Annotated in this window: 21 protein-coding genes; 10 read left to right on the top strand and 11 right to left on the bottom strand. The window is 61.5% G+C overall.

From position 1 onward, the window contains the following. Positions 1-28 precede the first annotated feature (28 nt). A complete protein-coding gene (locus tag ACU680_RS23895; RefSeq protein WP_007965303.1) occupies positions 29-859 on the bottom strand; it encodes an alpha/beta fold hydrolase in 831 nt (276 codons plus the stop codon). A gap of 250 nt (positions 860-1,109) precedes the next feature. Between ACU680_RS23895 and ACU680_RS23890 the strand changes: the two genes are divergently transcribed. The 4 genes from ACU680_RS23890 to ACU680_RS23875 all read left to right on the top strand — a co-directional run bounded on the left by ACU680_RS23890 (position 1,110) and on the right by ACU680_RS23875 (position 5,353). Continuing rightward, positions 1,110-1,565, top strand: coding sequence for a (2Fe-2S)-binding protein (locus ACU680_RS23890; protein WP_007965305.1), 456 nt, complete (start codon positions 1,110-1,112; stop codon positions 1,563-1,565). 14 nt (positions 1,566-1,579) lie between these two features. After that, positions 1,580-3,742 carry a xanthine dehydrogenase family protein molybdopterin-binding subunit gene (locus tag ACU680_RS23885; protein ID WP_448180670.1) on the top strand — a complete coding sequence of 721 codons (2,163 nt, stop codon included), beginning with the start codon at positions 1,580-1,582 and terminating at the stop codon, positions 3,740-3,742. 1 nt (position 3,743) lies between these two features. Then, the gene (locus ACU680_RS23880) at positions 3,744-4,322 is read left to right on the top strand and encodes a hypothetical protein (protein WP_448180669.1); all 579 of its coding nucleotides are present in this window, start codon (positions 3,744-3,746) and stop codon (positions 4,320-4,322) included. Positions 4,323-4,384: 62 nt separating this feature from the next. After that, positions 4,385-5,353, top strand: coding sequence for a sensor domain-containing diguanylate cyclase (locus ACU680_RS23875; protein ID WP_448180668.1), 969 nt, complete (start codon positions 4,385-4,387; stop codon positions 5,351-5,353). A 255-nt stretch (positions 5,354-5,608) separates the two neighbouring features. Here the strand turns inward: ACU680_RS23875 and ACU680_RS23870 are convergent, their stop codons facing one another. After that, positions 5,609-6,034: a VOC family protein gene (locus tag ACU680_RS23870; protein WP_448180667.1), complete on the bottom strand. Its 426-nt coding sequence runs from the start codon at positions 6,032-6,034 to the stop codon at positions 5,609-5,611. 110 nt (positions 6,035-6,144) lie between these two features. Between ACU680_RS23870 and ACU680_RS23865 the strand changes: the two genes are divergently transcribed. Continuing rightward, positions 6,145-6,999 carry a LysR family transcriptional regulator gene (locus ACU680_RS23865; protein WP_448180666.1) on the top strand — a complete coding sequence of 285 codons (855 nt, stop codon included), beginning with the start codon at positions 6,145-6,147 and terminating at the stop codon, positions 6,997-6,999. 141 nt (positions 7,000-7,140) lie between these two features. Here ACU680_RS23865 and fabI read toward each other — a convergent pair whose 3' ends face one another. The 8 genes from fabI to gloB all read right to left on the bottom strand — a co-directional run bounded on the left by fabI (position 7,141) and on the right by gloB (position 18,014). After that, a complete protein-coding gene (gene fabI, locus ACU680_RS23860) occupies positions 7,141-7,935 on the bottom strand; it encodes an enoyl-ACP reductase FabI (RefSeq protein WP_003202751.1) in 795 nt (264 codons plus the stop codon). Between the two features lie 19 nt (positions 7,936-7,954). Beyond that, complete coding sequence (locus ACU680_RS23855) at positions 7,955-9,565, bottom strand: ABC transporter ATP-binding protein (RefSeq protein WP_448180665.1); 1,611 nt, start codon at positions 9,563-9,565, stop codon at positions 7,955-7,957. 1 nt (position 9,566) lies between these two features. Further along, positions 9,567-10,586 (bottom strand): ABC transporter permease, encoded by a 1,020-nt coding sequence (locus tag ACU680_RS23850; RefSeq protein ID WP_007965317.1) that lies wholly within the window; start codon positions 10,584-10,586, stop codon positions 9,567-9,569. Between the two features lies 1 nt (position 10,587). Further along, a complete protein-coding gene (locus ACU680_RS23845) occupies positions 10,588-11,661 on the bottom strand; it encodes a microcin C ABC transporter permease YejB (protein ID WP_003224148.1) in 1,074 nt (357 codons plus the stop codon). 4 nt (positions 11,662-11,665) lie between these two features. After that, positions 11,666-13,507: an extracellular solute-binding protein gene (locus tag ACU680_RS23840; RefSeq protein ID WP_282413372.1), complete on the bottom strand. Its 1,842-nt coding sequence runs from the start codon at positions 13,505-13,507 to the stop codon at positions 11,666-11,668. After that, positions 13,504-15,336, bottom strand: a complete 1,833-nt coding sequence (locus ACU680_RS23835; protein ID WP_448180664.1) for an extracellular solute-binding protein — start codon at positions 15,334-15,336, stop codon at positions 13,504-13,506. The genes ACU680_RS23840 and ACU680_RS23835 overlap by 4 nt, the downstream gene beginning before the upstream one ends. 344 nt (positions 15,337-15,680) lie before the next feature. After that, on the bottom strand, positions 15,681-17,147 hold the full coding sequence (locus ACU680_RS23830) for a LysM peptidoglycan-binding domain-containing protein (protein WP_448180663.1): 1,467 nt from the start codon (positions 17,145-17,147) through the stop codon (positions 15,681-15,683). Positions 17,148-17,246: 99 nt separating this feature from the next. Next, positions 17,247-18,014 carry a hydroxyacylglutathione hydrolase gene (gloB, locus tag ACU680_RS23825; RefSeq protein WP_448180662.1) on the bottom strand — a complete coding sequence of 256 codons (768 nt, stop codon included), beginning with the start codon at positions 18,012-18,014 and terminating at the stop codon, positions 17,247-17,249. 66 nt (positions 18,015-18,080) lie between these two features. On the opposite strand from gloB, the gene ACU680_RS23820 reads away from it, so the two are divergent. The 5 genes from ACU680_RS23820 (at position 18,081) to ACU680_RS23800 (ending at position 23,531) form a co-directional block, all read left to right on the top strand. Then, complete coding sequence (locus tag ACU680_RS23820) at positions 18,081-18,839, top strand: methyltransferase domain-containing protein (RefSeq protein ID WP_448180661.1); 759 nt, start codon at positions 18,081-18,083, stop codon at positions 18,837-18,839. A gap of 91 nt (positions 18,840-18,930) precedes the next feature. After that, a complete protein-coding gene (gene rnhA, locus ACU680_RS23815) occupies positions 18,931-19,392 on the top strand; it encodes a ribonuclease HI (RefSeq protein WP_003224162.1) in 462 nt (153 codons plus the stop codon). A 253-nt stretch (positions 19,393-19,645) separates the two neighbouring features. Continuing rightward, positions 19,646-20,404: a DNA polymerase III subunit epsilon gene (gene dnaQ, locus ACU680_RS23810; protein WP_027613146.1), complete on the top strand. Its 759-nt coding sequence runs from the start codon at positions 19,646-19,648 to the stop codon at positions 20,402-20,404. A 242-nt stretch (positions 20,405-20,646) separates the two neighbouring features. Next, positions 20,647-22,902 carry an Orn/Lys/Arg family decarboxylase gene (locus tag ACU680_RS23805; RefSeq protein WP_448180660.1) on the top strand — a complete coding sequence of 752 codons (2,256 nt, stop codon included), beginning with the start codon at positions 20,647-20,649 and terminating at the stop codon, positions 22,900-22,902. 14 nt (positions 22,903-22,916) lie between these two features. After that, positions 22,917-23,531 carry a GNAT family N-acetyltransferase gene (locus tag ACU680_RS23800; protein ID WP_448180659.1) on the top strand — a complete coding sequence of 205 codons (615 nt, stop codon included), beginning with the start codon at positions 22,917-22,919 and terminating at the stop codon, positions 23,529-23,531. On the opposite strand, the gene ACU680_RS23795 is transcribed toward ACU680_RS23800, so the two are convergent. Continuing rightward, on the bottom strand, positions 23,497-24,390 hold the full coding sequence (locus tag ACU680_RS23795; RefSeq protein ID WP_448180658.1) for a LysR substrate-binding domain-containing protein: 894 nt from the start codon (positions 24,388-24,390) through the stop codon (positions 23,497-23,499). The genes ACU680_RS23800 and ACU680_RS23795 overlap by 35 nt on opposite strands. Positions 24,391-24,395 lie beyond the last annotated feature (5 nt).

The raw sequence follows: 24,395 nt of genomic DNA, 5'->3' as shown, positions 1-24,395 counted from the left end.
CCCCCGCAGATCTCTGATCGCTCGAGTTTCAGCCGCGAATAAACGCCAGCAGATCCGCATTGATCGTCGCCGCCTCAGTCGTCGGCATCCCGTGCGGAAACCCCGGATACGACTTCAGCGTGCCATTTGGCAGCAGTTTCGCCGACAAAGGCCCCGAGTTCGCGTACGGCACGATCTGATCATCCTCGCCATGCATCACCAGTACCGGCACGGTGACCTTCTTCAGGTCTTCGGTGAAATCGGTCTGGGAGAACGCGACGATCCCGTCGTAATGCGCCTTGGCCCCGCCAATCATGCCCTGGCGCCACCAGTTGCCGATGATCCCTTCCGAGGGCTTGGCGCCCGGGCGGTTATAGCCGTAGAACGGGCCACTGGGGATATCGCGGTAGAACTGCGCACGATTGGCCGCCAGTTGTGCCTGAAAATCATCGAACACCGATTTCGGCAAACCACCCGGATTGCTCTCGGTCTTGACCATCAATGGCGGCACGGCGCTGATCAACACACCTTTGGCGACGTTGTCCTGACCATGACGCGCGATGTAATGGATGACCTCGCCGCCGCCGGTGGAGTGGCCGACATGCACCACATTCTTCACCCCCAGATGCGTGACCACCGCCAGCGCATCGTCGGCGTAATGGTCCATGTCATGGCCGTCCCAGACCTGGCTCGAGCGTCCATGCCCGCGACGGTCGTGGGCAATCACCCGAAAACCCTGGGCCAGGAAGAACAGCATCTGCGCATCCCAGTCATCCGAGCTGAGCGGCCAGCCGTGGTGGAAGTGGATCACCGGGGCGTCCTTCGGGCCCCAGTCCTTATAGAAAATTTCGACGCCGTCTTTGGTGGTGACAAATCCCATGTTCGCGACTCCTGACCAAGGTGAGGGTTACCGCGCTCGTCGCAGACCGGTGGTGATGGTTCGGACGAGCGCCGTTATCAGCCAGAAGATTAAAGTCGACATTTTTGCGTTGAGTCATGACCGGTGGTCGCAACGTCTGGCTTCACGCGCAAATTAGGCTTTGCTGAAAGGGATAAGCCGAGGCGCGCACAGGCTTCGATGGCCGTAGCGACGCCCCCTTCAGAACACCGTGAGTCTGAGGAAATCCCCGATGCTGACCTTGAATATCAATGGCAAGGATCAGGAGCTCGATGTGCCGGCCGACATGCCGTTGCTCTGGGTCCTGCGTGACGTGGCGCACCTGACCGGAACCAAATTCGGCTGTGGCATGGCCCAGTGCGGGGCGTGCACCGTGCACGTCGATGGCGCACCGTTGCGTGCCTGTATCACGCCCGCCACCGCCGTGGCCCACGGCCAGAAAATTCTCACCATCGAAGGCCTTTCGACCGATGGCTCGCACCCGGTGCAACAGGCCTGGGCCGAGCTCGATGTGGTGCAGTGCGGTTACTGCCAGTCGGGGCAGATCATGTCCGCCGCCGCGCTGCTGGCGAAAATCCCCAAACCCACCGACAGCGATATCGATCAGGCGCTCTCCGGCAATATCTGCCGCTGCGGCACCTATCCGCGAATCCGCGCAGCGGTGAAACGTGCGGCCGAGATTGGCTGATTGGGAGATAGACGATGAACAGTCCTGTATCGCGTCGCGGCTTTCTCAAGGGCAGCGTCGTGCTGGGTGGTGGTCTGGTGGTGGCGTTTGTCGTGCCCGGTGCCCATCGATTTGCTCTGGCAGCGGAGAATGAAGGCAAGGTCTTCGCGCCGAATGCGTTCTTGCGCATCGCTGCGGACAACAGCGTGACGGTGCTGCTGGGGCATTCGGAAATGGGCCAGGGCATCTGGACCGGCCTGACCATGTTGATTGCCGAAGAGCTGGATGCCGACTGGTCGAAGATCCGCGTCGAACACTCGCCAGCCTCGGCGGCCAATTACGGCATGCCGGCGTTTGGCGGGATGCAGATTACCGGCGGCTCGACCTCGACCTGGATGGAGTTCGACCGTTACCGGCTCGCCGGGGCCACGGCGCGGCAGATGCTGGTGGAAGCGGCGGCCAAGCGCTTCGACGTGGCGCCTTCGACGATCCGTACCGAGTCGGGTGTGGTGATCGCCGGCGATAAACGCGCCACTTACGGCGAACTGGCGGACGCCGCCGGGCAACTGCCGGTGCCGGATCCGAAGTCGATCACCTTCAAGGAGGCCAAGGACTGGAAGGTCATCGGCAAACCGACCAAACGCCTCGACACCCCGGAGAAAATCACTGGGCGCGCCAGGTTCGGCATGGACGTGCAGTTTGAAGGCTTGATGACTGCGATGGTTGCCCGTGCCCCGGTGTTCGGTGCCACGGTCAAATCCTTCGAAGGCGCCGAAGCGCTGGCGGTGCCCGGCGTGCACAAAGTGGTGCAGGTGCCGACCGGTGTGGCGGTGATAGCCGAGCATTACTGGGCGGCGAAACTCGGTCGCGATGCGTTGAAGGTCGATTGGGACATGGGGCCGCACACTGACCTGAGCAGTCAGGGCCTGCTCGACAGCTTCCGCAAGCTGGCGGCGACACCGGGCACTTCCGCCAGCCGGGCCGGGGACCCGCAGGGCAACTTCGACAAGGCGGCGAAGAAGATCGACGTCGAGTACAGCGTGCCGTATCTGGCGCATGCACCGATGGAACCGCTGAACTGCACGGTGAAGATCAGCGCCGAGAAATGCGAGATCTGGACCGGCACGCAATTCCAGACCCTCGACCAGATGGTCGCCGGCAAGATCACCGGTCTCAAACCGGAGCAGGTGGAAATTCACACCGAGTTTCTCGGTGGCGGTTTCGGCCGTCGGGCCAATCCGACCTCGGACTTTGTCGCCGAAGCGGTGCAAGTGGCGAAAGCCGCCGGGCTGCCGGTGAAAACCGTGTGGTCGCGCGAAGATGACATTCGTGGCGGCTATTACCGCTCGATGTTCCTGCATCAGGCGCGCATCGGCCTCGACGGGCAGGGCCTGCCGTTGAGCTGGCAGCATGTGCTGGTCGGTCAATCGATCATGGCAGGCACCATGCTGGAGCAGACCATGGTCAAGAACGGCATCGACGCAACCTCGGTCGAAGGCGTGGCCGACAGCCCGTACATCAAAGGTCTGGCTCATCAGCAGGTCGAGCTGCATTCGCCGCAAACCGGGATCAATGTGCTGTGGTTGCGTTCGGTGGGGCACAGCCACACCGCGTTTGTCATGGAGTCCTTGATCGATGAAATGGCCACGGCGGCGGGCAAGGACCCGGTCGAATATCGACGCACCTTGCTCAAGGATCATGCGCGGCATCTCGGCGTGTTGAATCTGGCGGTGGAGAAGGCCAACTGGACAGCGCCGCTGCCGGACGGGCACGCGTTGGGCGTGGCGGTGCACGAGTCGTTCGGCAGTTATGTGGCGCAGGTGGCCGAGGTCTCGCAGGACAATCTGGCGATCCGCGTGCACCGCGTGGTGTGTGCGGTGGATTGCGGGATCGCGGTCAATCCGCAAAGCATCGCGGCGCAGATGGAATCGTGCATCACCTTTGGCCTGGGCATGGCGCTGCACAGCAAGCTGACGGTCAAGGACGGCGCGGTGGTGCAATCCAATTATCACGATTATCAGGTGCTGCGGCTCAACGAGATGCCAGTGGTCGAAGTGCATATCGTGCCCAGCAGCGACAAACCCGGGGGTATCGGTGAGGCCGGGGTTCCGCCCACCGCGCCGGCGGTGGCCAACGCCGTGTACGCGCTGACCGGGCAACGCTTGCGTGAATTGCCGCTGCAACTGTCGGGGGTGTGAGATGAAACGACATCTGCTGTTGGGCACGGTGATCCTGCTGGGGCTGGGCGGCTATGCCTCGGACCTGTTCGCCGATGATCAGGAAGCGCTGAAGGCGTTCGGCACGGTGCAGAAGGTGTTCCAGAGCCCGCGCTGCCAGAACTGCCACATCCCCGGCGATTCGCCGCTGCAGTTCGATGCGGGCAAACCACACGCGATGAATGTGGTGCGCGGCATGGACGGCAAGGGCGCCGCCGGTTTGCCCTGCGCCACCTGCCACGCCGAGAGCAATCCGCCGGAAAGTTATGGCTCGCATGCACCGCCGGGGGCGCCGCACTGGAGCCTGCCGCCGGCGGCGCACAAGATGGCCTGGATCGGCCTGCCGCCGGACAAATTGTGCGCGATGATCAAGGACCGCTCCAGCAACGGCGACCGTGATTTCGCCGCGCTGATCAAACACGTCAGCGACGACAAACTGGTGCTGTGGGGCTGGAATCCCGGAGCAGGGCGCACGCCGGTGCCGGTGCCCCATGACATTTTTGTGGCCCAGTTCAAGCTTTGGGCCGACGCGGGCGGGCCATGCCCGGTGGCGGGCGGTTGAGGTGTGTGAGTCGCTGGCGAATCAGGCTACTCTAACGGTCATTGACCCTGATGGAGTGCGTGATGCTGGCCCCGATCAAACCCGCCAATGAAACCACCCGAATTCAAGCGCTGCATGGCTTGAATGTCCTCGATTCGGCGCCGGAGGAGCGTTTCGACCGCCTCACTCGCCTGGCCAAGCGCCTGTTCAACGTGCCGATTGCCCTGGTGACGCTGGTGGACAAGGACCGGCAGTGGTTCAAGTCCTGCGTGGGGCTGGACGTCACGGAAACGCCAAGGGACGTTTCATTCTGTGGGCATGCGATCCTCAAGGACGAACTGCTGCTGGTGCCGGATGCCCGGCAGGATGAGCGTTTCTACGACAACCCGCTGGTGACCGGTGCGCCCAACATCCGCTTCTACGCCGGTTACCCGCTGACGGTGCCCAATGGCAACAAAATGGGCACCTTGTGCCTGATCGACACCCAGCCCCGCGAACTCGATGACGAAGAACGCGCACTGCTGCGGGATCTGGCGCAGATGGCCGAGCAAGAGTTGACGGCGGTGCAGATGGCGAGCATGGACGAACTGACCCTGCTGTCCAATCGCCGTGGCTTCAAACAGCTGGCGCAACATGCACTGGACGCTTGCGCGCGGCTGGAAAAACCAGCGACCTTGCTGTTTTTCGACCTCAATGACTTCAAGCAGATCAACGATCTCTACGGTCATGCCGAGGGCGACAGTGCACTGAAGACCTTTGCCGATGTGCTGCGCATCGCCTTTCGCGAGAGCGACGTGGTCGGACGCCTGGGCGGTGATGAGTTCGTGGCGCTGCTGACCGGCTCCAGTCACGTCGAAACCACGGCGATCATGGCCCGACTCAGGGAAATCCTCGACGAGCGCAACGCCACGTTGCACCGGGGTTACGCGATTCGCTTCAGCGTCGGCCAGATCGAATACGACCCGCAACGCCATGACACAGTGGATCGGTTACTGGCCGATGCCGATAGCGCAATGTACGAACACAAGCAGCAATTGAAGCGCGGTCATTGAGGGCCTCATCGCTGGCAAGCCAGCTCCCACAGATGTCGCGGTTGCTCACAAAATCCAGATACCGCGCAGAACCTTGTGGGAGCTGGCTTGCCAGCGATGGTGTCCGGTCAGGCGATATTGATGTTGAATGTGCTGGCCTCATCGCTGGCAAGCCCACTCCCACAGTTTTATCGGGTGCTCACAAAATCCAAGTACTGCGCGGACCCTTGTGGGAGCTGGCTTGCCAGCGATGGCGTCCGGTAAGACGCCACACTTTTATTTGGCAAACAACTGCCCGATGTCCTTGAACGCCTTGAACTCCAGCGCGTTGCCACATGGGTCGAACAAAAACATCGTCGCCTGTTCGCCCACCAATCCCTGAAAGCGAATCCCCGGCTCAATCACAAATCGCGTGCCCAACGATGTCAGGCGTTCGGCCAGCGCCTGCCATTGCGCCATCCCCAGCACCACACCGAAATGCGGCACCGGCACGTCATGCCCGTCCACAGCATTGGTGTGCGCGGCTTCCTGTACAGGGTTTTTCGGCGCCAGATGAATCACCAGTTGATGGCCGAAGAAGTTGAAATCGACCCAATGCTCGCTGGAGCGACCTTCTTCCAGCCCGAAGACTTCGCGATAAAAGTGGCGTGCGGCGGCCAGGTCATAGACAGGAATGGCCAGATGGAAAGGGCTTAACGACATGGCGCAATGCTCGATCAGAGGAAGTGCACTGAGTTTAGTGCTGTGAAATGTGATTGAAAGACGATAGTTTTTGCGCCGAGCTCAAATTATTTCGATCAGTCGAGGTGTGCATGCTTCGTGAACTCAAGACCTTTCTCGCGGTGGCGCGCCATGGCACGTTTGCCGCTGCCGGTTTGCACATCGGCCTGACGCAGTCTGCAGTCAGCGCGCAGATCCGCAATCTCGAACAGGCCTTGGGCATTCGACTGTTTGATCGCACTGGCCGTCAGGCGACGCTCAATCCCGCCGGGCTGCGCGCGGTGCCGATGGCGCAGGAAATGCTCGCAATTTTCAGCCGCATGGGTGAGAGCGAGGATGTCAGCGAGTTTCGCGGCGAGCTGAAAATCGGCGCGGTGGCGACTGCGCAGACCGGGCTGCTGCCTCAGGCATTGTTGCGCTTGCGTCAGCAGGCTCCGGGGCTGGAGCCGAAATTGGTGCCGGGGGTGTCGTTGAATCTGTTGAGTCAGGTCGATGCCGGCGAGGTGGATCTGGCGATCATGATCAAGCCGCCGTTCGACCTGCCCAAGGAGTTGTCGGCGACGGTGATTCGTCGCGAGCCGTTCGTGCTGATCGTGCCGCTGCAGGTCGAAGGTGACGATCCGCTGCAGTTGCTCGCCGACCAGCCGCAGGTGCGCTATGACCGCAATTCATTTGGCGGGCGTTTGGTGACGCGGTTTCTGCGCGAGCAGCGAATCGAGGTCGAGGTGGCACTGGAACTGGATGAGCTGGAGGCGATCGTGAAGATGGTCGAGTCCGGGCTGGGCGTTTCGCTGCTGCCCAAGGCCGGGCTGTGGCTGGAGCATCCGCTCAAGGTCAGGGTGATTGAGTTGGGTGAGCTGACGTTCTACCGCGAGATGGTCTTGTTGCAGCGCTATAGCCAGCGTAATCAGCCGGTTCAAAAACTGTTTGCCGATTGTTTGCTCTGAAGATCAAAGGATCGCAGCCTTCGGCAGCTCCTACAGGGTGGTGCTGTCCCTGTAGGAGCTGCCGAAGGCTGCGATCTTTTGATGTTGAACCCAATAAAAAACCCGCCGGAAGAGGCGGGTTGTTTATCGGCAGAGCGAAGATTACTCTTCGATGTTGCCCATCGCGGTGGTGTTGAAGCCGCCGTCCACGTACATGATTTCACCGCTGATGCCCGACGCCAGGTCGGAGCACAGGAAGGCGCCGGCGTTGCCGACTTCTTCGATGGTGACGTTGCGGCGCAGTGGGGTTTGCGCTTCGTTGGCGGCCAGCATCTTGCGGAAGTTCTTGATGCCCGAGGCTGCCAGGGTACGGATCGGGCCAGCCGATACGCAGTTGACGCGGGTACCGTCCGGGCCCAGGGAGCCGGCCAGGTAACGTACGCCAGCTTCCAGCGAAGCCTTGGCCATGCCCATCACGTTGTAGTTCGGCATGGTGCGCTCGGCGCCCAGGTACGACAGGGTCAGCAGGCTGCCGTTGCGGCCTTTCATCATTTCGCGGCCAGCCTTGGCCAGAGCCACGAAGCTGTAGGCGCTGATGTCGTGAGCGATGCGGAAACCTTCACGGGTGGTGGCTTCGGTGAAGTCGCCGTCCAGTTGGTCGCCCGGGGCGAAGCCGACGGAGTGCACGATGCAGTCCAGGCCGTCCCACTTCTTGCTCAGTTCTTCGAAGACCTTGGCGATTTCTTCATCGCTGGCCACGTCGCACGGGAAGCACAGCTCAGGGCTCGAACCCCAGCCCTGTGCGAACTCTTCAACGCGACCCTTGAGTTTGTCGTTCTGATAAGTGAAGGCAAGCTCAGCGCCCTCGCGATGCATGGCGGCAGCGATGCCGGATGCGATGGACAGCTTGCTGGCGACACCGACGATCAGTACGCGCTTACCGGCGAGAAAACCCATGTGTTGCTCCTCTTTCAGGTTATTGCGCAGTGGCTGGTGCCAAAAAAGCGGCTTCCAGCAACTGCTGTGTATACGGATGTTTGGGGGCGGCAAAGATATCTTGCGCGTCTCCCTGTTCGACCACTTGGCCATGCTTGACCACCATCAGCTGGTGGCTCAGCGCTTTGACGACAGCCAGGTCATGGCTGATGAACAAATACGTCAGGTTGTACTTGGCTTGCAGTGAACGCAACAGCTCCACCACTTGCCGCTGCACCGTGCGGTCGAGCGCAGACGTCGGCTCGTCCAGCAGGATCAGCGCCGGTTTCAGCACCAAAGCCCGGGCAATGGCGATGCGTTGCCGTTGCCCACCGGAAAATTCGTGAGGGTAGCGGTGCCGGGTTTCCGGATCCAGACCTACCTCCTTCAATGCCGCAATAATCGCCGCTTCCTGCTCGACCGCGGTGCCCATCTTGTGAATCCGCAGGCCTTCGCCAACGATGTCGCTCACGCACATCCGCGGGCTCAGGCTGCCGAACGGGTCCTGAAACACCACCTGCATCTCCCGACGCAACGGGCGAACCTCATTCTGCGTCAGGCAGTCTAGCTGCTTGCCCTCAAAGCGAATGGCGCCTTTGCTGCCGATCAGCCGCAAAATTGCCAGACCGAGGGTGGATTTGCCGGAACCGCTTTCCCCCACGATCCCCAGGGTCTGACCCTGAGGCAGGCTGAAATTGATGCCGTCCACTGCCTTGACGTAATCCACCGTGCGCTTGAGCAGGCCTTTCTTGATCGGGAACCAGACTTTGAGGTTCTCGACTTCGAGCAGCGGCGCCCCGATTTTATTGGTCGCCGGGCCTCCGCTGGGCTCCGCGCCGAGCAATTCCCGAGTGTACGGATGCTGCGGCGAACGGAACAGCTCTGCGCACGATGCCTGTTCGACGATGCAACCGCGCTGCATGACACATACGCGATGCGCAATTCTTCGCACCAGGTTCAAATCGTGACTGATCAGTAACAGCGACATGCCCAATCTGGCCTGCAATTCCTTGAGCAAATCGAGGATTTTCAGCTGAACGGTCACGTCCAGTGCGGTGGTCGGTTCATCGGCGATCAGCAATTCCGGCTCGTTGGCCAACGCCATGGCGATCATCACGCGCTGGCGCTGGCCGCCGGACAACTCGTGGGGCAGGGCCTTGAGGCGCTTGTGCGGCTCGGGGATGCCGACCATCTCCAGCAGCTCCAGGGTGCGCTTGGTCGCGACTTTGCCGCTCAGGCCCTTGTGGATGCCCAACACCTCGTTGATCTGCTTCTCGATCGAGTGCAACGGGTTGAGCGAGGTCATCGGCTCCTGAAAGATCATCGCGATGCGGTTGCCGCGGATATGGCGGATGGTTTTTTCACTCAGCCCCAGCAGATTCTGCCCGGCGTAGTTGATGCTGCCGGCGGGATGGCGGGCCAGCGGGTAGGGCAGCAGGCGCAGGATCGAGTGCGCCGTGACCGATTTGCCCGAGCCGGACTCGCCGACCAGCGCCAGGGTTTCGCCGCGTTTGATGTCGAAGCTCACGCCCTCGACCACCCGGTGCAGCCGCTCGTTGAAGCCGAACTCGACGGCGAGGTCGCGCACTTCGATCAGATTGTCCTGATTCATTTCACTTCCTCGGGTCGAAGGCATCGCGAGCGGACTCGCCGATAAACACCAGCAGACTCAACATCAGCGCCAGCACGGCGAACGCGCTCATGCCCAGCCACGGCGCCTGCAGGTTGGATTTGCCCTGGGCCACCAATTCACCCAGCGACGGGCTGCCGGCCGGCAAGCCGAAGCCGAGGAAGTCCAAAGCGGTGAGGGTGCCGATGGCGCCGGTGAGGATGAACGGCATGAAGGTCATGGTTGAGACCATCGCGTTGGGCAGGATGTGGCGGAACATGATTGCGCCGTTCTGCATGCCCAGTGCGCGCGCCGCACGCACGTATTCGAGGTTGCGGCCACGCAGGAACTCGGCGCGCACCACATCGACCAGGCTCATCCATGAGAACAGCAGCATGATCCCCAGCAGCCACCAGAAGTTCGGCTGAACGAAACTGGCGAGAATGATCAGCAGGTACAGCACCGGCAGCCCCGACCAGATCTCCAGAAAGCGCTGCCCGGCCAGATCGACCCAGCCGCCATAGAAACCCTGTAGCGCACCGGCAATCACGCCGATGATCGAACTCAACACAGTCAGGGTCAGGGCAAACAGCACCGAGATGCGGAAGCCGTAGATCACCCGTGCCAGCACATCGCGGCCCTGATCGTCGGTACCCAGCAGATTATCCGCCGAGGGCGGGGCCGGAGCCGGGACTTTCAGGTCGTAGTTGATGCTCTGGTAGCTGTAAGGGATCGGCGCCCACAACACCCACGCATCCTTGGCCTTGAGCAGTTCGCGGATATACGGGCTCTTGTAGTTGGCTTCCAGCGGAAATTCGCCGCCGAAGGTGGTTTCCGGGTAGCGTTTGATCGCCGGGAAGTACCAGTGGTTGTCGTAATGCACCACCAGCGGCTTGTCGTTGGCGATCAGCTCGGCACCGAGGCTCAGGCCGAACAGGATCAGGAACAGCCACAGCGACCACCAGCCACGCTTGTTGGCCTTGAACAGTTCGAACCGGCGGCGATTGAGAGGGGACAGGTTCATCTCAATGCTCCCGGCTGGCAAAGTCGATGCGCGGATCGACCAGGGTGTAGGTGAGGTCGCCGATCAGTTTCACCACCAGACCGAGCAGGGTGAAGATGAACAGGGTGCCGAACACCACCGGGTAATCGCGGTTGATCGCCGCTTCGAAACTCATCAGGCCCAGACCGTCGAGGGAGAAAATCACCTCCACCAGCAACGAGCCGGTGAAGAATATGCCGATGAACGCCGACGGGAAACCGGCAATCACCAGCAACATCGCGTTGCGGAACACGTGGCCGTAAAGCACGCGATTGCGCGTCAGGCCCTTGGCCTTGGCGGTGACCACGTACTGCTTGTTGATCTCGTCGAGGAAGCTGTTTTTGGTCAGCAGGGTCATGGTCGCGAAGTTGCCGATCACCAGCGCGGTCACCGGCAGCGCGAGGTGCCAGAAGTAGTCGAGAATCTTGCCGCCCAGGCTCAGCTCATCGAAATTGTTCGAAGTCAGGCCGCGCAGCGGGAACCAGTCCAGATAACTGCCGCCGGCGAACACCACGATCAGCAGAATTGCAAAGAGGAACGCCGGGATCGCGTAGCCAATGATGATCGCCGAACTGGTCCAGACGTCAAAATGACTGCCGTGCCGCGTGGCCTTGGCGATCCCCAGCGGGATCGACACGAGGTACATGATCAGCGTGCTCCACAGCCCGAGGGAGATCGACACCGGCATCTTTTCCTTGATCAGGTCGATGACCTTGGCGTCACGGAAAAAGCTGTCGCCGAAATCCAGCTTCGCGTAGTTCTTGACCATGATCCACAGGCGTTCCGGGGCCGATTTGTCGAACCCGTACATGTGCTCGATTTCCTTGATCAGCGCCGGGTCCAGACCTTGCGCGCCGCGATAGGCGGAGCCGGCCACCGAGACCTCGGCGCCGCCGCCGGCGATGCGGCTGGTGGCGCCCTCGAAGCCTTCGAGCTTGGCGATCATCTGTTCCACCGGGCCGCCGGGCGCGGCCTGGATGATCACGAAGTTGATCAGCAGGATGCCGAACAGGGTCGGGATGATCAGCAGCAGTCGCCGAAAAATGTACGCCAGCATCTGATTACTCCGTGCCCACAGGGTCGGCTTGCAGTTTGGTTTCGACTTCTATGGCAGGCTTCGCGTCAGGCTTGACCCACCAGGTGTTAATCCCGATGTCGTATTTGGGCGAGACTTTCGGGTGACCGATGTGGTTCCAGTACGCCACGCGCCAGGTCTTGATGTGCCAGTTGGGGACCACGTAGTAACCCCATTGCAGCACCCGATCCAGCGCCCGGGCATGCGCCACCAGGCTGCTGCGCGAGTCGGCGTTGATCAGGTTTTCCACCAGTTGATCGACGATCGGATCCTTCAGGCCCATGGTGTTGCGGCTGCTCGGTTTGTCCGCGGCGGCGCTCATCCAGAATTCGCGCTGCTCGTTACCCGGCGAGTTGGATTGCGGGAAGCTGCCGACCATCATGTCGAAGTCCCGCGAGCGCACGCGGTTGATGTACTGCGAAACGTCGACGCGGCGGATTACCAGATCAATGCCAAGGTCGGCCAGATTGCGTTTGAACGGCAGCAGCACGCGTTCGAATTCGGTCTGCGCCAGCAGGAATTCGATGACCACCGGTTTGCCGTTGGCGTCGACCATTTTGTCGTCGACGATCTTCCAGCCAGCCTCTTGCAGCAATTGATAGGCCTCGCGCTGTTGGGCGCGGATCATGCCGCTGGCGTCGGTCTTGGGGTTCTCGAAGGCTTCGCTGAACACCTGCGCCGGCAATTTGCTGCGAAACGGTTCGAGGATCGCCCGTTGCTCGGCGTCGGGCAGGCCGGTGGCGGCCATTTCCGAGTTCTCGAAATAGCTGCGAGTGCGGAAGTAGGCACCGTTGAACAGCTGTTTGTTGGTCCACTCGAAATCGAACAGCAGACCGAGCGCCTGCCGCACCCGCACATCCTGAAACACCGGACGGCGCAGGTTGAAAACGAAGCCCTGCATGCCGGTCGGGTTGCTGTTGGCGATCTGTTCCTTGATCAAGCGACCTTCGGTGACCGCCGGAATGTTGTAGGCGTTGGCCCAGTTCTTCGCGGTCATTTCCAGCCAGTAATCGAACTGGCCGGCCTTCAGCGCTTCGACGGCAACGGTGTTGTCGCGGTAGTAATCGGTGGTCATCACGTCGAAGTTGTAGAAGCCGCGATTGACCGGCAGATCCTTGCCCCAGTAGTCCTTGACCCGCTCATAGCGCACCGAGCGTCCGGCCTTCACTTCGGCGACCTTGTACGGGCCGCTGCCCAGCGGTATCTCCAGATTGCCCTTGGAAAAATCACGGCTGGCCCACCAGTGTTTCGGCAGCACCGGGAGCTGGCCGAGAATCAGCGGCAGCTCGCGATTGTTGGTGTGCTTGAACTTGAACAGCACCTTGAGCGGATCTTCGGCGATGGCCTCTTCGACATCGCTGTAATAACCGCGAAACAGCGGCGAGCCGTCCTTGGTCAGGGTCTGGAAGCTGAACACCACGTCCTCGGCGCGCACCGGATGACCATCGTGAAAACGCGCTTCCGGGCGCAGGTAGAAACGTACCCAGCTGTTGTCCGGGGCTTTCTCGATCTTCGCGGCGATCAGGCCGTACTCGGTGAACGGCTCGTCGAGGCTGTGTTTGGTCAGGGTGTCGTAGATCTGCCCGACGTCATCGGCCGGCACGCCTTTGCTGATGAACGGGTTGAGGCTGTCGAAGCCGCCGAACCCGGCCTGACGGAAGATCCCGCCCTTGGGCGCGTCGGGGTTCACGTAATCGAACTGCTTGAAGTCCGCCGGGTATTTCGGCGGCTCGTTGTACAGGGTCACAGCGTGTTGCGGGGCGGCAATCGCCAGCCCGGCGAACAGCAGACCGCTGGCCTGCACGAGCAGGGCGCGGATGGGCGTCATTTATTGTTCTCCGAAGATTTCAGCCACCACGCGCTCAGGCCCAGGGTGTAGGGCGGCGTGGTGACGAAAGCCAACCGGTTGCGGTAGGCCAGTCGGTGATAATTGAGGTACCAGTTGGGAATGCTGTAGTGCTGCCAGAGCAGCACGCGGTCGAGCGCCTTGCCGGCGGCGACCTGTTCGTCGCGGGTTTGCGCGGCGAGTAATTGTTCGAGCAGGTGATCGACCACCGGGTTGGCGATGCCGGCGTAATTCTTGCTGCCCTTGACCCCGACCTGACTGGAATGGAAATACTGCCATTGCTCCAGACCCGGGCTGAGGGTCTGGTTGAGGGTCATCAGGATCATGTCGAAATCGAACTGATCCAGGCGCTGTTTGTACTGGGCGCGATCCACCGTGCGCAGACGCGCATCGATGCCGATGCTGTTGAGGTTCTCGATGTACGGCTGCAGGATCCGTTCAAGGTTCGGATTGACCAGCAGCAACTCGAAACTCAACGGCTGGCCCTTGGCGTTTTGCAGACGCTGGCCATTGAGCTTCCAGCCGGCCTCGGCGAGCAGCGCCAGCGCCTTGCGCATGGTTTCGCGCGGGATGCCACGGCCATCGGTCTGCGGCAATGTGAACGGCTCGGTGAACAGCTTCGCCGGTAACTGATCCTTGTATGGCTTGAGCATCAGCCATTCATGCCCGACCGGCAGCCCCGTCGCGGAAAACTCGCTGTTGGGGTAGTAGCTGGTGGTGCGCTGGTAGGCGTCGCTGAACAGCGCGCGGTTGGTCCATTCGAAGTCGAACATCAGGCCCAGCGCTTCGCGCACCTTGACGTCGCTGAAGGTCGTGCGCCGGGTGTTCATGAACAGGCCCTGGCTCTGGGTCGGGATCTGGTGCGGGATCTGCGCCTTGATCACTTCGCCGCGGCGCACTGCGGGGAAGTTGTAGCCGTTGGCCCAGTTCTTCGCCTGATGCTCGATGTAGATGTCGAATTCGCCGGCCTTGAACGCTTCGAAGGCCACGTCGCTGTCGCGGTAGAACTCAACCTCCATGCGATCGAAGTTGTACTTGCCGCGATTGACCGGCAGGTCCTTGCCCCAGTAATCCTTGACCCGCTCGAAAATCAGCTGCCGCCCCGGCGTCACCGAGGTGATGCGGTACGGCCCGCTGCCCAGCGGTGGCTCGAAGGTGGTGGCCTTGAAGTCGCGATCCTTCCAGTAATGCTGCGGCAGCACCGGCAACTCGCCGAGGCGCAGAATCAGCAACGGATTGCCCGAGCGTTTCATCACGAAACGAATGCGCTGCGGGTTGAGGATGTCGACCCGCGAGACCTCCTGCAGGGCGGTGCGGTATAGCGGATGGCCTTCCTTGAGCAGCAACCGGTAGGAGAAGGCCACGTCGTAGGCGGTGATCTGGGTGCCGTCGTGAAAGCGCGCCTCCGGGCGCAGATTGAACACCACCCAGCTGCGATCTTCGCTGTACTCCACCGATTGCGCGATCAAGCCATAGCTCGATGCCGGCTCGTCGCCGGACGGCGAATACTGGCCGGTGCCGACCATCAACGGCTCGTTCAGCTCATTGATGCCGTACTGCAGGAAATTCGGTGTGGTGACCGGGCTGGTGCCCTTGAAGGTGTACGGGTTGACCGTATCGAAGGTGCCGAACGCCATCACCCGCAACGTACCGCCCTTGGGCGCTTGCGGGTTGACCCAGTCGAAGTGGGTAAATCTGGCCGGGTACTTGAGCGTGCCGAACTGCGCATAACCGTGACTTTCGGTAATCGTCGCGCTTGCGGGTGAGCTCAAGGCCAGGCTGATCAGGAGCAGGAGGAGGGGACGCTTCAAGTCAGATCCGATCCAGGCGGCTTGGGCTTTTGTGGCCGTACAGTAACAGCTTGTCTGGACAGGAAAAAGGCAGAGGTTAATGTGGGGTTAATCGGCAAGGCCAAGAGCCCCTCACCCTAACCCTCTCCCGGAGGGAGAGGGGACTGACCGAGGTGTTTATGAGAAGTACGCCGACCTGAAATATCGAGTTGAACTCAGGTTTGAAAAAGCCCCCAATCTGCTCCCTTTCCCCCTCGCCCCCTTGGGGGAGAGGGTTGGGGTGAGGGGGAGAAATTTTGAGGGCGCCAACAAAATCCAGCCAGGCGCCAGGCGAAAAAAAGCCCCTGAAATTCAGGGGCTCTTTGTCAGTGCGGCTGGTAAACCGTGAGCATCTGCCCAGGCTTGAGGGCCTTGCCGGCACCCGGGTTCCAGCGCTTGAGATGCTGCATCTCGACGTTGAAACGCTTGGCCACCACGTACAGGGTGTCGCCACGCTTGACCTTGTACTGAGTCTGCTGCTGGTTGTCTGCCTTGCCTTTGCTCTTGCTGTTGGCGGCAATCACCGTGTTGACCCGGCCACCGCTGCGCACCGGGGCGCGCTTGGTGTTGTCCTGCATCACCAGGGTCTGGCCGACCTTGAGGTTCTTGCCGGTCAGCTTGTTCCAGCGCTGCAGGTCCTTGACTTCGACCTTGTTGGCCTTGGCGATGGAGCCGAGGTTGTCGCCGCGTTTGACCCGGTAAGCACGCTTGAGCTTCGCCACTTCAGTCGGGTCAGCACCGTCGAACACCGGCTTCAGCGAGCGCGGGCTGATCAGCTCTTCAGGCCGCATGGTCTGCAGGCTGGCGGTCAGCAGTTGCGCCTTGGACGTCGGCACCAGCAGATGCTGCGGGCCGTCGATGGTGGTGCGCTGCTTGAAGGCCGGGTTGAGCTGGAACAGCTCGTCTTCGTCGATGTTGGCCACCGCCGCAACCTTGGACAGGTCCATGCGCTGGTTGATTTCGACAACCTGGAAATACGGTTCGTTGGCGATCGGGTTGAGGTTCACCCCGTAGGCTTCCGGGGCCAGTACCACTTGCGACAGGGCCAACAGCTTCGGTACGTAGGCCTGGGTTTCCGCCGGCAACGACGACAGGTTCCAGTAGTCGGTCGGCAGGCCGAGCTTTTCGTTGCGCTCGATGGCACGGCTGACCGTGCCTTCACCGGCGTTGTAGGCCGCCAGGGCCAGCAGCCAGTCACCGTTGAACATGTCGTGCAGACGGGTCAGGTAATCCATCGCGGCGGTGGTCGAGGCGGTGATATCGCGACGGCCATCATAGAAGCGGGTCTGGCGCAGGTTGTAGTAGCGACCGGTGGACGGAATGAATTGCCACAGGCCCGAAGCGTCGGCCCGGGAATAGGCCATCGGGTTGTAGGCGCTCTCGATCACCGGCAGCAGGGCCAGTTCCAGCGGCATGTTGCGCTCTTCGAGACGCTCGACGATGTAATGAATGTAGAGACTGCCGCGTTCGCCGGCGTTCTCCAGAAAGGACGGGTTGCTGGCAAACCACAGGCGCTGCTGCTCGATGCGCGGATTGACGCCCAGGCCGTCCTGCAGCTGAAAACCACCGCGCATGCGCTCCCAGATGTCCTGAGGCACCTGCGGGCTGGGCTTTTCGCTGAGCCAGATCGGTTTCTGCTTGGCTCGCGCAGCAATGTTCGGCGTATGAGTCGCTTCAGTCTGCGGAGCATGGCTGGAACAGCCCGCCAGCGTGGCGGACACAGCCACCGCGATGGCTTGCGCCAGGCGGGTCAATGCGTCTGAATTGACGGACTTACGTATGGATGACGACATTGGCTGGAAGTAAGTTCCGGGCAAAAATGTCGGGCGATTCTAGAAAGCGCACCCCTTGCGGTCAACCATTCAGAATTTTTGTACCAGATAGTGAGTCACTTAGAACGTATCTTTCCATGCCCGCAGAGCCGCAAAAACCTCACTCGGCGCCCGGTTTTGAGCGCCTGCCCGTTCGTCCACTTTTTGTGTAACTAATGTTTCAGCGGTACGCAAAAACGGATTTGTGAGCTTTTCCAGAGCCAGGGTCGAGGGCAGGGTCATCACGCCTTTTTCCCGTTGCTCGGTAACTTTTTCCAGACGGGCGGCGATGTCCGGGTTGGTCGGTTCGACCGCAGCAGCAAACTTCAGATTGCTCAGGGTGTATTCATGGGTGCAATACACCAGCGTATCCTCAGGTAATGCGGCGAGGCGGCCGAGCGAGTGGTGCATCTGTTCCGGCGTGCCTTCGAACAGGCGTCCGCAACCGGCGGCGAACAGGGTGTCACCACAAAACAGCAGGCCGTGGTGGTAATACGCAATGTGGCCGAGGGTGTGACCGGGCACCGCATAGACATCGAAGTCCCAGCCGAGCACGCTGACCTTGTCGTTGTCCTTGAGCGCCACGTCGCGCCCCGGAATGTTTTCACTGGCCGGGCCGTAGACTTTGGCGCCGCTCGCAGCTTTCAGGCGTTCGACGCCGCCGACGTGATCATGGTGGTGATGGGTGATCAGAATGTCGCTCAGCACCCAGCCCGGGTGTGCGGCCAGCCAGGCCTGCACCGGCGCGGCATCGCCCGGGTCAACCACCGCGCATTGCTGGGTGCGGTGATCCTGTAACAACCAGATGTAGTTGTCGGTGAACGCGGGCAGGGCACTGATCTGTATCATCGTCGGAATTCGCCAAGCGGAAAACATTGGCGCATCTTAGAGCTTCTAGCGGCGTTGGAGAATGACATGACCGATAAAGCGTTCGCTCAGGCCGATCCCGACTGGCTGGCATTGATCGGCGCGGCCCGTGAATGGCTGGCCGGCCCGCTCGGGCAATTTCTGCTGGATGAAGAACGGCGCATGCTCGAAGACGAGTTGGGGCGGTTCTTCGGCGGCTATCTGGTGCATTACGGGCCGTCGGCCCAGACTCCGCCGTCGGCGCCGCAGGTGCAGCGCAACGTGCGGCTCGGCGCGCCGTTGCCGGGTGTCGAGATCGTCTGCGAGGAACAGGCCTGGCCGTTGAGCGAGCACGCCGCCGATGTGGTGGTGTTGCAGCACGGTCTGGATTTCTGCCTGTCGCCCCACGGCTTGTTGCGTGAAGCGGCGAGCAGCGTACGCCCCGGCGGGCATCTGCTGATCGTGGGCATCAACCCCTGGAGCACCTGGGGTTTGCGCCACGTATTCGCCCACGACGCCTTGCGCCAGGCGCGCTGCATCTCGCCATCGCGGGTCGCCGACTGGCTCAATCTGCTGGGGTTTGCGCTGGAGAAACGCCGCTTCGGGTGCTATCGTCCGCCGCTCGCGTCGCCCAAGTGGCAGGCCCGACTGGCCGGCTGGGAACGCAAGGCCGGCGACTGGCAACTGTCGGGCGGTGGCTTCTATCTATTGGTCGCGCGCAAGATCGTGGTTGGCCTGCGTCCGGTGCGTCAGGAGCGTCGCGAGCCGATGGGCAAGCTGATTCCGCTGCCGATGGCCAAGGTCAACCGCCGCCGTATCGAACCGTAAACCTTCTTTTTATAGTGGCCGGACCTGCTCCGGCCGCGGCCATCGTCGATCCGCGATTGACGGGGCCAGGCATTTTTCTGGATAGAGTGGCATGAGCGAAAGCGTCGATAGCGTAGAACTGTTCACCGACGGCGCCTGCAAGGGCAACCCCGGCCCGGGCGGCTGGGGCGCCTTGCTGGTGTGCAAGGGCGTCGAAAAGGAACTGTGGGGCGGCGAAGCCAACACCACCAACAACCGCATGGAACTGCTCGGCGCCATCCGTGGCCTCGAAGCCTTGAAGCGGCCCTGCGAAGTGCTGCTGGTGACCGACTCGCAATACGTGATGAAGGGCATCAACGAGTGGATGGCCAACTGGAAAAAACGCGGCTGGAAAACGGCGGCGAAAGAGCCGGTGAAAAACGCTGACCTGTGGAAAGAGCTGGACGAGCAGGTCAACCGGCACAAGGTCACCTGGAAGTGGGTGCGCGGGCACATTGGTCATCACGGTAACGAACGGGCGGACCAGTTGGCCAACCGTGGGGTGGATGAGGTTCGCGGGTACAAGCAGAGCTGATTGCCTCCGTTGCACCGTGGCGCCCCAATCGCGAGCAGGCTCACGCCTGCAATCTGAAATGCATTCCCCTGTAGGAGCTGCCGCAGGCTGCGATCTTTTGATCTTGATCTTAAAAACAACATCAAAAGATCGCAGCCTTCGGCAGCTCCTACACGGTTATCGGTGCCGATCAAGCGGTGGTGGGCGACGCGCACCGTGAGCGTGTTAACATCGCCGCTTTTGTACGATTGACCCCGTTGAGAATTGAACACTGATGGCCACCAGATCCGTTGTACTCGATACCGAAACCACCGGCATGCCGGTGACCGATGGTCACCGGATCATTGAAATCGGCTGTGTCGAACTGATCGGTCGGCGCCTGACGGGCCGGCACTTTCACGTTTACCTGCAACCGGATCGCGAGAGTGACGAGGGCGCGATCGGCGTTCACGGCATCACCAACGAATTCCTCGTCGGCAAACCGCGTTTCGCCGAAGTCGCCGACGAGTTCTTCGAGTTCATCAACGGCGCGCAGTTGATCATCCACAACGCGGCGTTCGACGTTGGTTTCATCAACAACGAATTTGCCTTGATGGGCCAGCACGATCGTGCGGACATCACTCAGCATTGCACCATCCTCGACACCCTGATGATGGCCCGGGAACGTCACCCGGGGCAGCGCAACAGCCTCGACGCCTTGTGCAAACGCTATGGCGTCGACAACTCCGGCCGTGAACTGCACGGCGCCTTGCTCGACTCGGAGATTCTTGCCGACGTCTACCTGACCATGACCGGTGGCCAGACCAGCCTGTCGCTGGCCGGCAACGCTTCCGACGGCAATGGCACGGGCGAGGGCGCGGACAACTCCGCCACCGAAATCCGTCGTCTGCCGGCGAGTCGTCAGCCTGCGCGGATCATCCGGGCGACGGAAGAGGAACTGGCGGCGCATATGGCGCGGCTGGAGATCATTGCCAAGTCGGCGGGTGGGCCGGCGTTGTGGACTCAGATTGCCGAGGCTGATGCTCAGGCCTGAACACACTTTGTGGCGAGGGAGCTTGCTCCCGCTTGGCTGCGAAGCAGTCATAAAACCTGAATGCACATTGATGCTGAACGAATACCGGGGCCGCTTCGCGCCCCAGCGGGAGCAAGCTCCCTCGCCACAAAAGCCGAGTCAGGCTGAATGAAGCCAAGTGGCCACCCTCGCCACTTTCGCCGCAACCCTCTACCCTGAGTGCATTGGCTGACTTGATCCGCCGCCTCAGGACACTGAGCCCCATGTACAAAGATTTGAAGTTTCCGGTGTTGATCGTCCATCGCGACATCAAGGCCGACACGGTCGCCGGTGACCGTATCCGTGGCATCGCCCGGGAGTTGGAGCAGGAAGGTTTCAATATCGTTTCGGCCATCGATTACACCGAAGGGCGGTTGGTGGCGTCGACCCATCATGGTCTGGCGTGCATGCTGATCGCGGCCGAAGACGCCAGCACCCATTCCCATCTTTTGCAAAACATGGCCGAACTGATCGGTCTGGCGCGGGTGCGCGCGCCGGATCTGCCGATCTTCGCCCTGGGCGAACAGGTCACCCTGGAAAACGCCCCGGCTGATGCCATGGCCGAACTCAATCAACTGCGCGGCATTCTTTACCTGTTCGAAGACACCGTGCCGTTTCTCGCCCGGCAAGTGGCGCGGGCGGCGCGCAAATATCTGGATGGCTTGCTGCCGCCGTTTTTCAAGGCACTGGTGCAGCACACCGCCGATTCCAACTATTCCTGGCACACCCCCGGGCATGGCGGTGGCGTGGCCTATCACAAGAGTCCGGTGGGGCAGGCGTTTCACCAGTTCTTTGGCGAAAATACCCTGCGTTCGGACTTGTCGGTATCGGTGCCGGAACTCGGTTCGCTCCTCGATCACACCGGCCCGCTGGCTGAGGCCGAAGAACGCGCGGCGCGCAACTTCGGCGCCGATCACACGTTTTTCGTGATCAATGGCACCTCGACTGCCAACAAGATCGTCTGGCACTCGATGGTCGGTCGTGATGATCTGGTGCTGGTCGATCGCAACTGCCACAAGTCGGTGTTGCACGCGATCATCATGACCGGCGCGATCCCGTTGTACCTGTGCCCGGAGCGCAATGAGCTGGGGATCATCGGCCCGATTCCGCTGAGCGAATTCAGTCGCGAATCGATTCAGGCGAAGATCGACGCCAGCCCGCTGACCAAGGGCCGTGCGCCGAAAGTCAAACTGGCGGTAGTGACCAATTCGACTTACGACGGCTTGTGCTACAACGCCGAGCTGATCAAACAGAGCCTGGGCAACAGCGTCGAAGTGCTGCATTTCGATGAGGCGTGGTACGCCTACGCGGCGTTTCACGAGTTCTTCGCCGGGCGCTATGGCATGGCCACCTCGCGCACCGAAGACAGCCCCCTGGTGTTCACCACTCATTCCACCCACAAGCTGCTCGCCGCATTCAGCCAGGCCTCGATGATTCATGTGCAGGACGGCGGCGCGCGGCAACTGGACCGTGATCGTTTCAACGAAGCGTTCATGATGCACATCTCGACCTCGCCGCAGTACAGCATCATCGCTTCGCTGGATGTGGCTTCGGCCATGATGGAGGGCCCGGCCGGGCGTTCGCTGCTGCAGGAGACCTTTGACGAGGCGCTGAGTTTTCGCCGGGCGCTGGCCAATCTGCGCCAGCACATTGCGGCGGATGACTGGTGGTTCTCGATCTGGCAGCCGCCGGGTGTCGAAGGTATCGACCGGGTGCAGACCGAAGACTGGCTGCTGCAGCCGGACGCCGACTGGCATGGTTTCGGCGAAGTCAGCGACGACTACGTGCTGCTCGACCCGATCAAAGTGACCCTGGTCATGCCCGGATTGAATGCCGGCGGCGCGCTGAGCGAGAAAGGCATCCCGGCGGCGGTGGTCAGCAAGTTCCTCTGGGAGCGCGGGCTGGTGGTGGAGAAGACCGGGCTGTATTCGTTTCTGGTGCTGTTCTCGATGGGCATCACCAAGGGCAAGTGGAGCACGCTGCTCACCGAGTTGCTGGAGTTCAAACGCAGTTACGACGCCAACGTCAGTCTCGCGACCTGCCTGTCGTGCGTGGCGCAGCAAGACCCCGCGCGCTATCGCGGCATGGGCCTGCGCGATTTGTGCGATCAACTGCACGCCTGTTACCGCAGCAACGCCACGGCCAAACACCTGAAGCGCATGTACACGGTGCTGCCGGAAATCGCCATGAAGCCCGCCCATGCCTATGATCATCTGGTGCGCGGCGAAGTCGAGGCGGTGCCGATCGATGAGCTGGAAGGAAGGATCGCGGCGGTGATGCTGGTGCCGTATCCACCGGGGATTCCGTTGATCATGCCGGGGGAGCGCTTCACCGAGGCAACCCGCTCGATCATCGATTACCTGAAGTTTGCCCGCACGTTCGATAGCAGCTTTCCCGGTTTTGTTGCTGATGTGCATGGACTGCAACATGAAGACGAGGGCAATGGGCGGCAGTACACCGTCGATTGCGTCAAGGAATGAGGACTTTCCCGAGTATGCAACCGGTCATGAATCCGAAATACCCAGGGCTGTCGGTGCGTGTCGCCGACGATGGTTTCGCGGCGTACATCTGGGGCAGCGACTTCAGTTTCGAGGTCGCCGCGTACGGTGCGGCAGTCATTGGCCAACCGGTCGAGCGCTGGGCGGTGACGCCGATCGTGCCGTACCGCAAGTGCTACGGTATCGATCCCGAAGAGTTCAGCAGCTATCGCAATGCCGCCGACAGCGCGATTTTCATGGCGTACCTGGACGACGAGCCGGTCGGTCATCTGGTGATCAGCACCAACTGGAACGGCTTCGCCCACATCGATGAGCTGGCGGTGCACGCACCGGCGCGCCGCCATGGTGTGGCCAAGGCGTTGCTGGATGTGGCGCAGTTCTGGAGTCGCAAGAAGAAACTGCCGGGGATCATGCTTGAAACCCAGAACAACAACCTCGGTGCCTGTCGTTTGTATGAGCGTTGTGGCTACGAAATTGGCGGTATCGACCATTTGCGTTATCGCGGGATAGACCCGAACACTGCGGAAATCGCGCTGTTCTGGTATCGACTGTTCGATAACCCGCTGGAACACCCGCTCAGCTCGCCAGCATCGCCTCGGCTTGTTCCGTGACGATCGCCAGCAGCGTCTGAATCGCTGCCGGCGTGGCGCTGTGCCGGTAGGTCAGGGCATACAGGCTGACGGGCACCGCCGGTGACAACGGGCAGACATCCAGTCCGCCGGCCCGTGCGCCAAGGGCGGTGAACGGGTCGACGATGGCCAGGCCTTCGCCGGCCTCGACCATGCTGCGCATCATCTGATGGGTTTGTACGCGGGTCTGGATGCTCGGCACCGGGCGCAGGGCCTGGAGTTTGTTCTCCAGCGCCGGGCTCAACGGGTCGTGGCCTTCGAGGCCGACCATTGCCTGACCAGCGAGATCCTGCAGGGAAATGTATTTCTGCTTCGGTTGCAGCCAGCCGTGGGGCGCGAGCAGGTGCAGCTTGCCGTGGGCCAGCGGTTGCGCATGGATGTCGGGATGTTCCGGATCGTGCAGGCTCAGGCCCAGATCGCTTTCGCGCAGCAGCAGGCTACGGACGATGTCGCAAGTCGGAGCGCTGAGCAAACGGCAGGGAGCGTCGGGCAACCGTCGGCGTAGCAGGGCGATACTTTGCGGCAACAACTGTTGCGCCAGCGGCGGGGTACCGATGAGGCGCAGGGGCGGGGCGAGGTATTGCTTGAGGCTGCTGGCCAGACGCTGCACGGGCTCCAGCGCCTGATAGACGTGAGCAATTTCCACCTGCAACGCCCGCGCTTCCGGCGTCGATTGCAGCCGGCCGCGTACGCTGGCGAACAGCATGAACCCCAATTCGCTCTCGGCTTCGCGCAAACGCTCTTCGACCTCTGTCACCGGGAGCTGCAGCCATTCGGCGGCGGTGCCCAGGTGACCGGTCTGCAAGAGCGCCTGGATCACTTCGATATGACGTAAACGCATGCGTG

This window comes from Pseudomonas sp. LF020 (assembly GCF_053456425.1).
The sequence above is the reverse complement of the archived record's forward strand: the minus strand, read 5'-3'. Positions and strand labels throughout refer to the sequence as shown.

Excerpts from the sequence above, each read along its gene's own strand:
- ACU680_RS23880 (WP_448180669.1), top strand. The coding sequence starts at position 3,744 with ATGAAACGACATCTGCTGTTGGGCACGGTGATCCTGCTGGGGCTGGGC.
- gloB (WP_448180662.1), bottom strand. The coding sequence starts at position 18,014 with ATGATACAGATCAGTGCCCTGCCCGCGTTCACCGACAACTACATCTGG.
- ACU680_RS23875 (WP_448180668.1), top strand. The coding sequence starts at position 4,385 with ATGCTGGCCCCGATCAAACCCGCCAATGAAACCACCCGAATTCAAGCG.
- ACU680_RS23805 (WP_448180660.1), top strand. The coding sequence starts at position 20,647 with ATGTACAAAGATTTGAAGTTTCCGGTGTTGATCGTCCATCGCGACATC.
- ACU680_RS23845 (WP_003224148.1), bottom strand. The coding sequence starts at position 11,661 with ATGCTGGCGTACATTTTTCGGCGACTGCTGCTGATCATCCCGACCCTG.
- ACU680_RS23890 (WP_007965305.1), top strand. The coding sequence starts at position 1,110 with ATGCTGACCTTGAATATCAATGGCAAGGATCAGGAGCTCGATGTGCCG.
- ACU680_RS23895 (WP_007965303.1), bottom strand. The coding sequence starts at position 859 with ATGGGATTTGTCACCACCAAAGACGGCGTCGAAATTTTCTATAAGGAC.
- ACU680_RS23800 (WP_448180659.1), top strand. The coding sequence starts at position 22,917 with ATGCAACCGGTCATGAATCCGAAATACCCAGGGCTGTCGGTGCGTGTC.
- ACU680_RS23850 (WP_007965317.1), bottom strand. The coding sequence starts at position 10,586 with ATGAACCTGTCCCCTCTCAATCGCCGCCGGTTCGAACTGTTCAAGGCC.
- ACU680_RS23820 (WP_448180661.1), top strand. The coding sequence starts at position 18,081 with ATGACCGATAAAGCGTTCGCTCAGGCCGATCCCGACTGGCTGGCATTG.
- ACU680_RS23870 (WP_448180667.1), bottom strand. The coding sequence starts at position 6,034 with ATGTCGTTAAGCCCTTTCCATCTGGCCATTCCTGTCTATGACCTGGCC.
- fabI (WP_003202751.1), bottom strand. The coding sequence starts at position 7,935 with ATGGGTTTTCTCGCCGGTAAGCGCGTACTGATCGTCGGTGTCGCCAGC.
- ACU680_RS23840 (WP_282413372.1), bottom strand. The coding sequence starts at position 13,507 with ATGACGCCCATCCGCGCCCTGCTCGTGCAGGCCAGCGGTCTGCTGTTC.
- ACU680_RS23795 (WP_448180658.1), bottom strand. The coding sequence starts at position 24,390 with ATGCGTTTACGTCATATCGAAGTGATCCAGGCGCTCTTGCAGACCGGT.
- dnaQ (WP_027613146.1), top strand. The coding sequence starts at position 19,646 with ATGGCCACCAGATCCGTTGTACTCGATACCGAAACCACCGGCATGCCG.
- rnhA (WP_003224162.1), top strand. The coding sequence starts at position 18,931 with ATGAGCGAAAGCGTCGATAGCGTAGAACTGTTCACCGACGGCGCCTGC.
- ACU680_RS23830 (WP_448180663.1), bottom strand. The coding sequence starts at position 17,147 with ATGTCGTCATCCATACGTAAGTCCGTCAATTCAGACGCATTGACCCGC.
- ACU680_RS23855 (WP_448180665.1), bottom strand. The coding sequence starts at position 9,565 with ATGAATCAGGACAATCTGATCGAAGTGCGCGACCTCGCCGTCGAGTTC.
- ACU680_RS23885 (WP_448180670.1), top strand. The coding sequence starts at position 1,580 with ATGAACAGTCCTGTATCGCGTCGCGGCTTTCTCAAGGGCAGCGTCGTG.
- ACU680_RS23865 (WP_448180666.1), top strand. The coding sequence starts at position 6,145 with ATGCTTCGTGAACTCAAGACCTTTCTCGCGGTGGCGCGCCATGGCACG.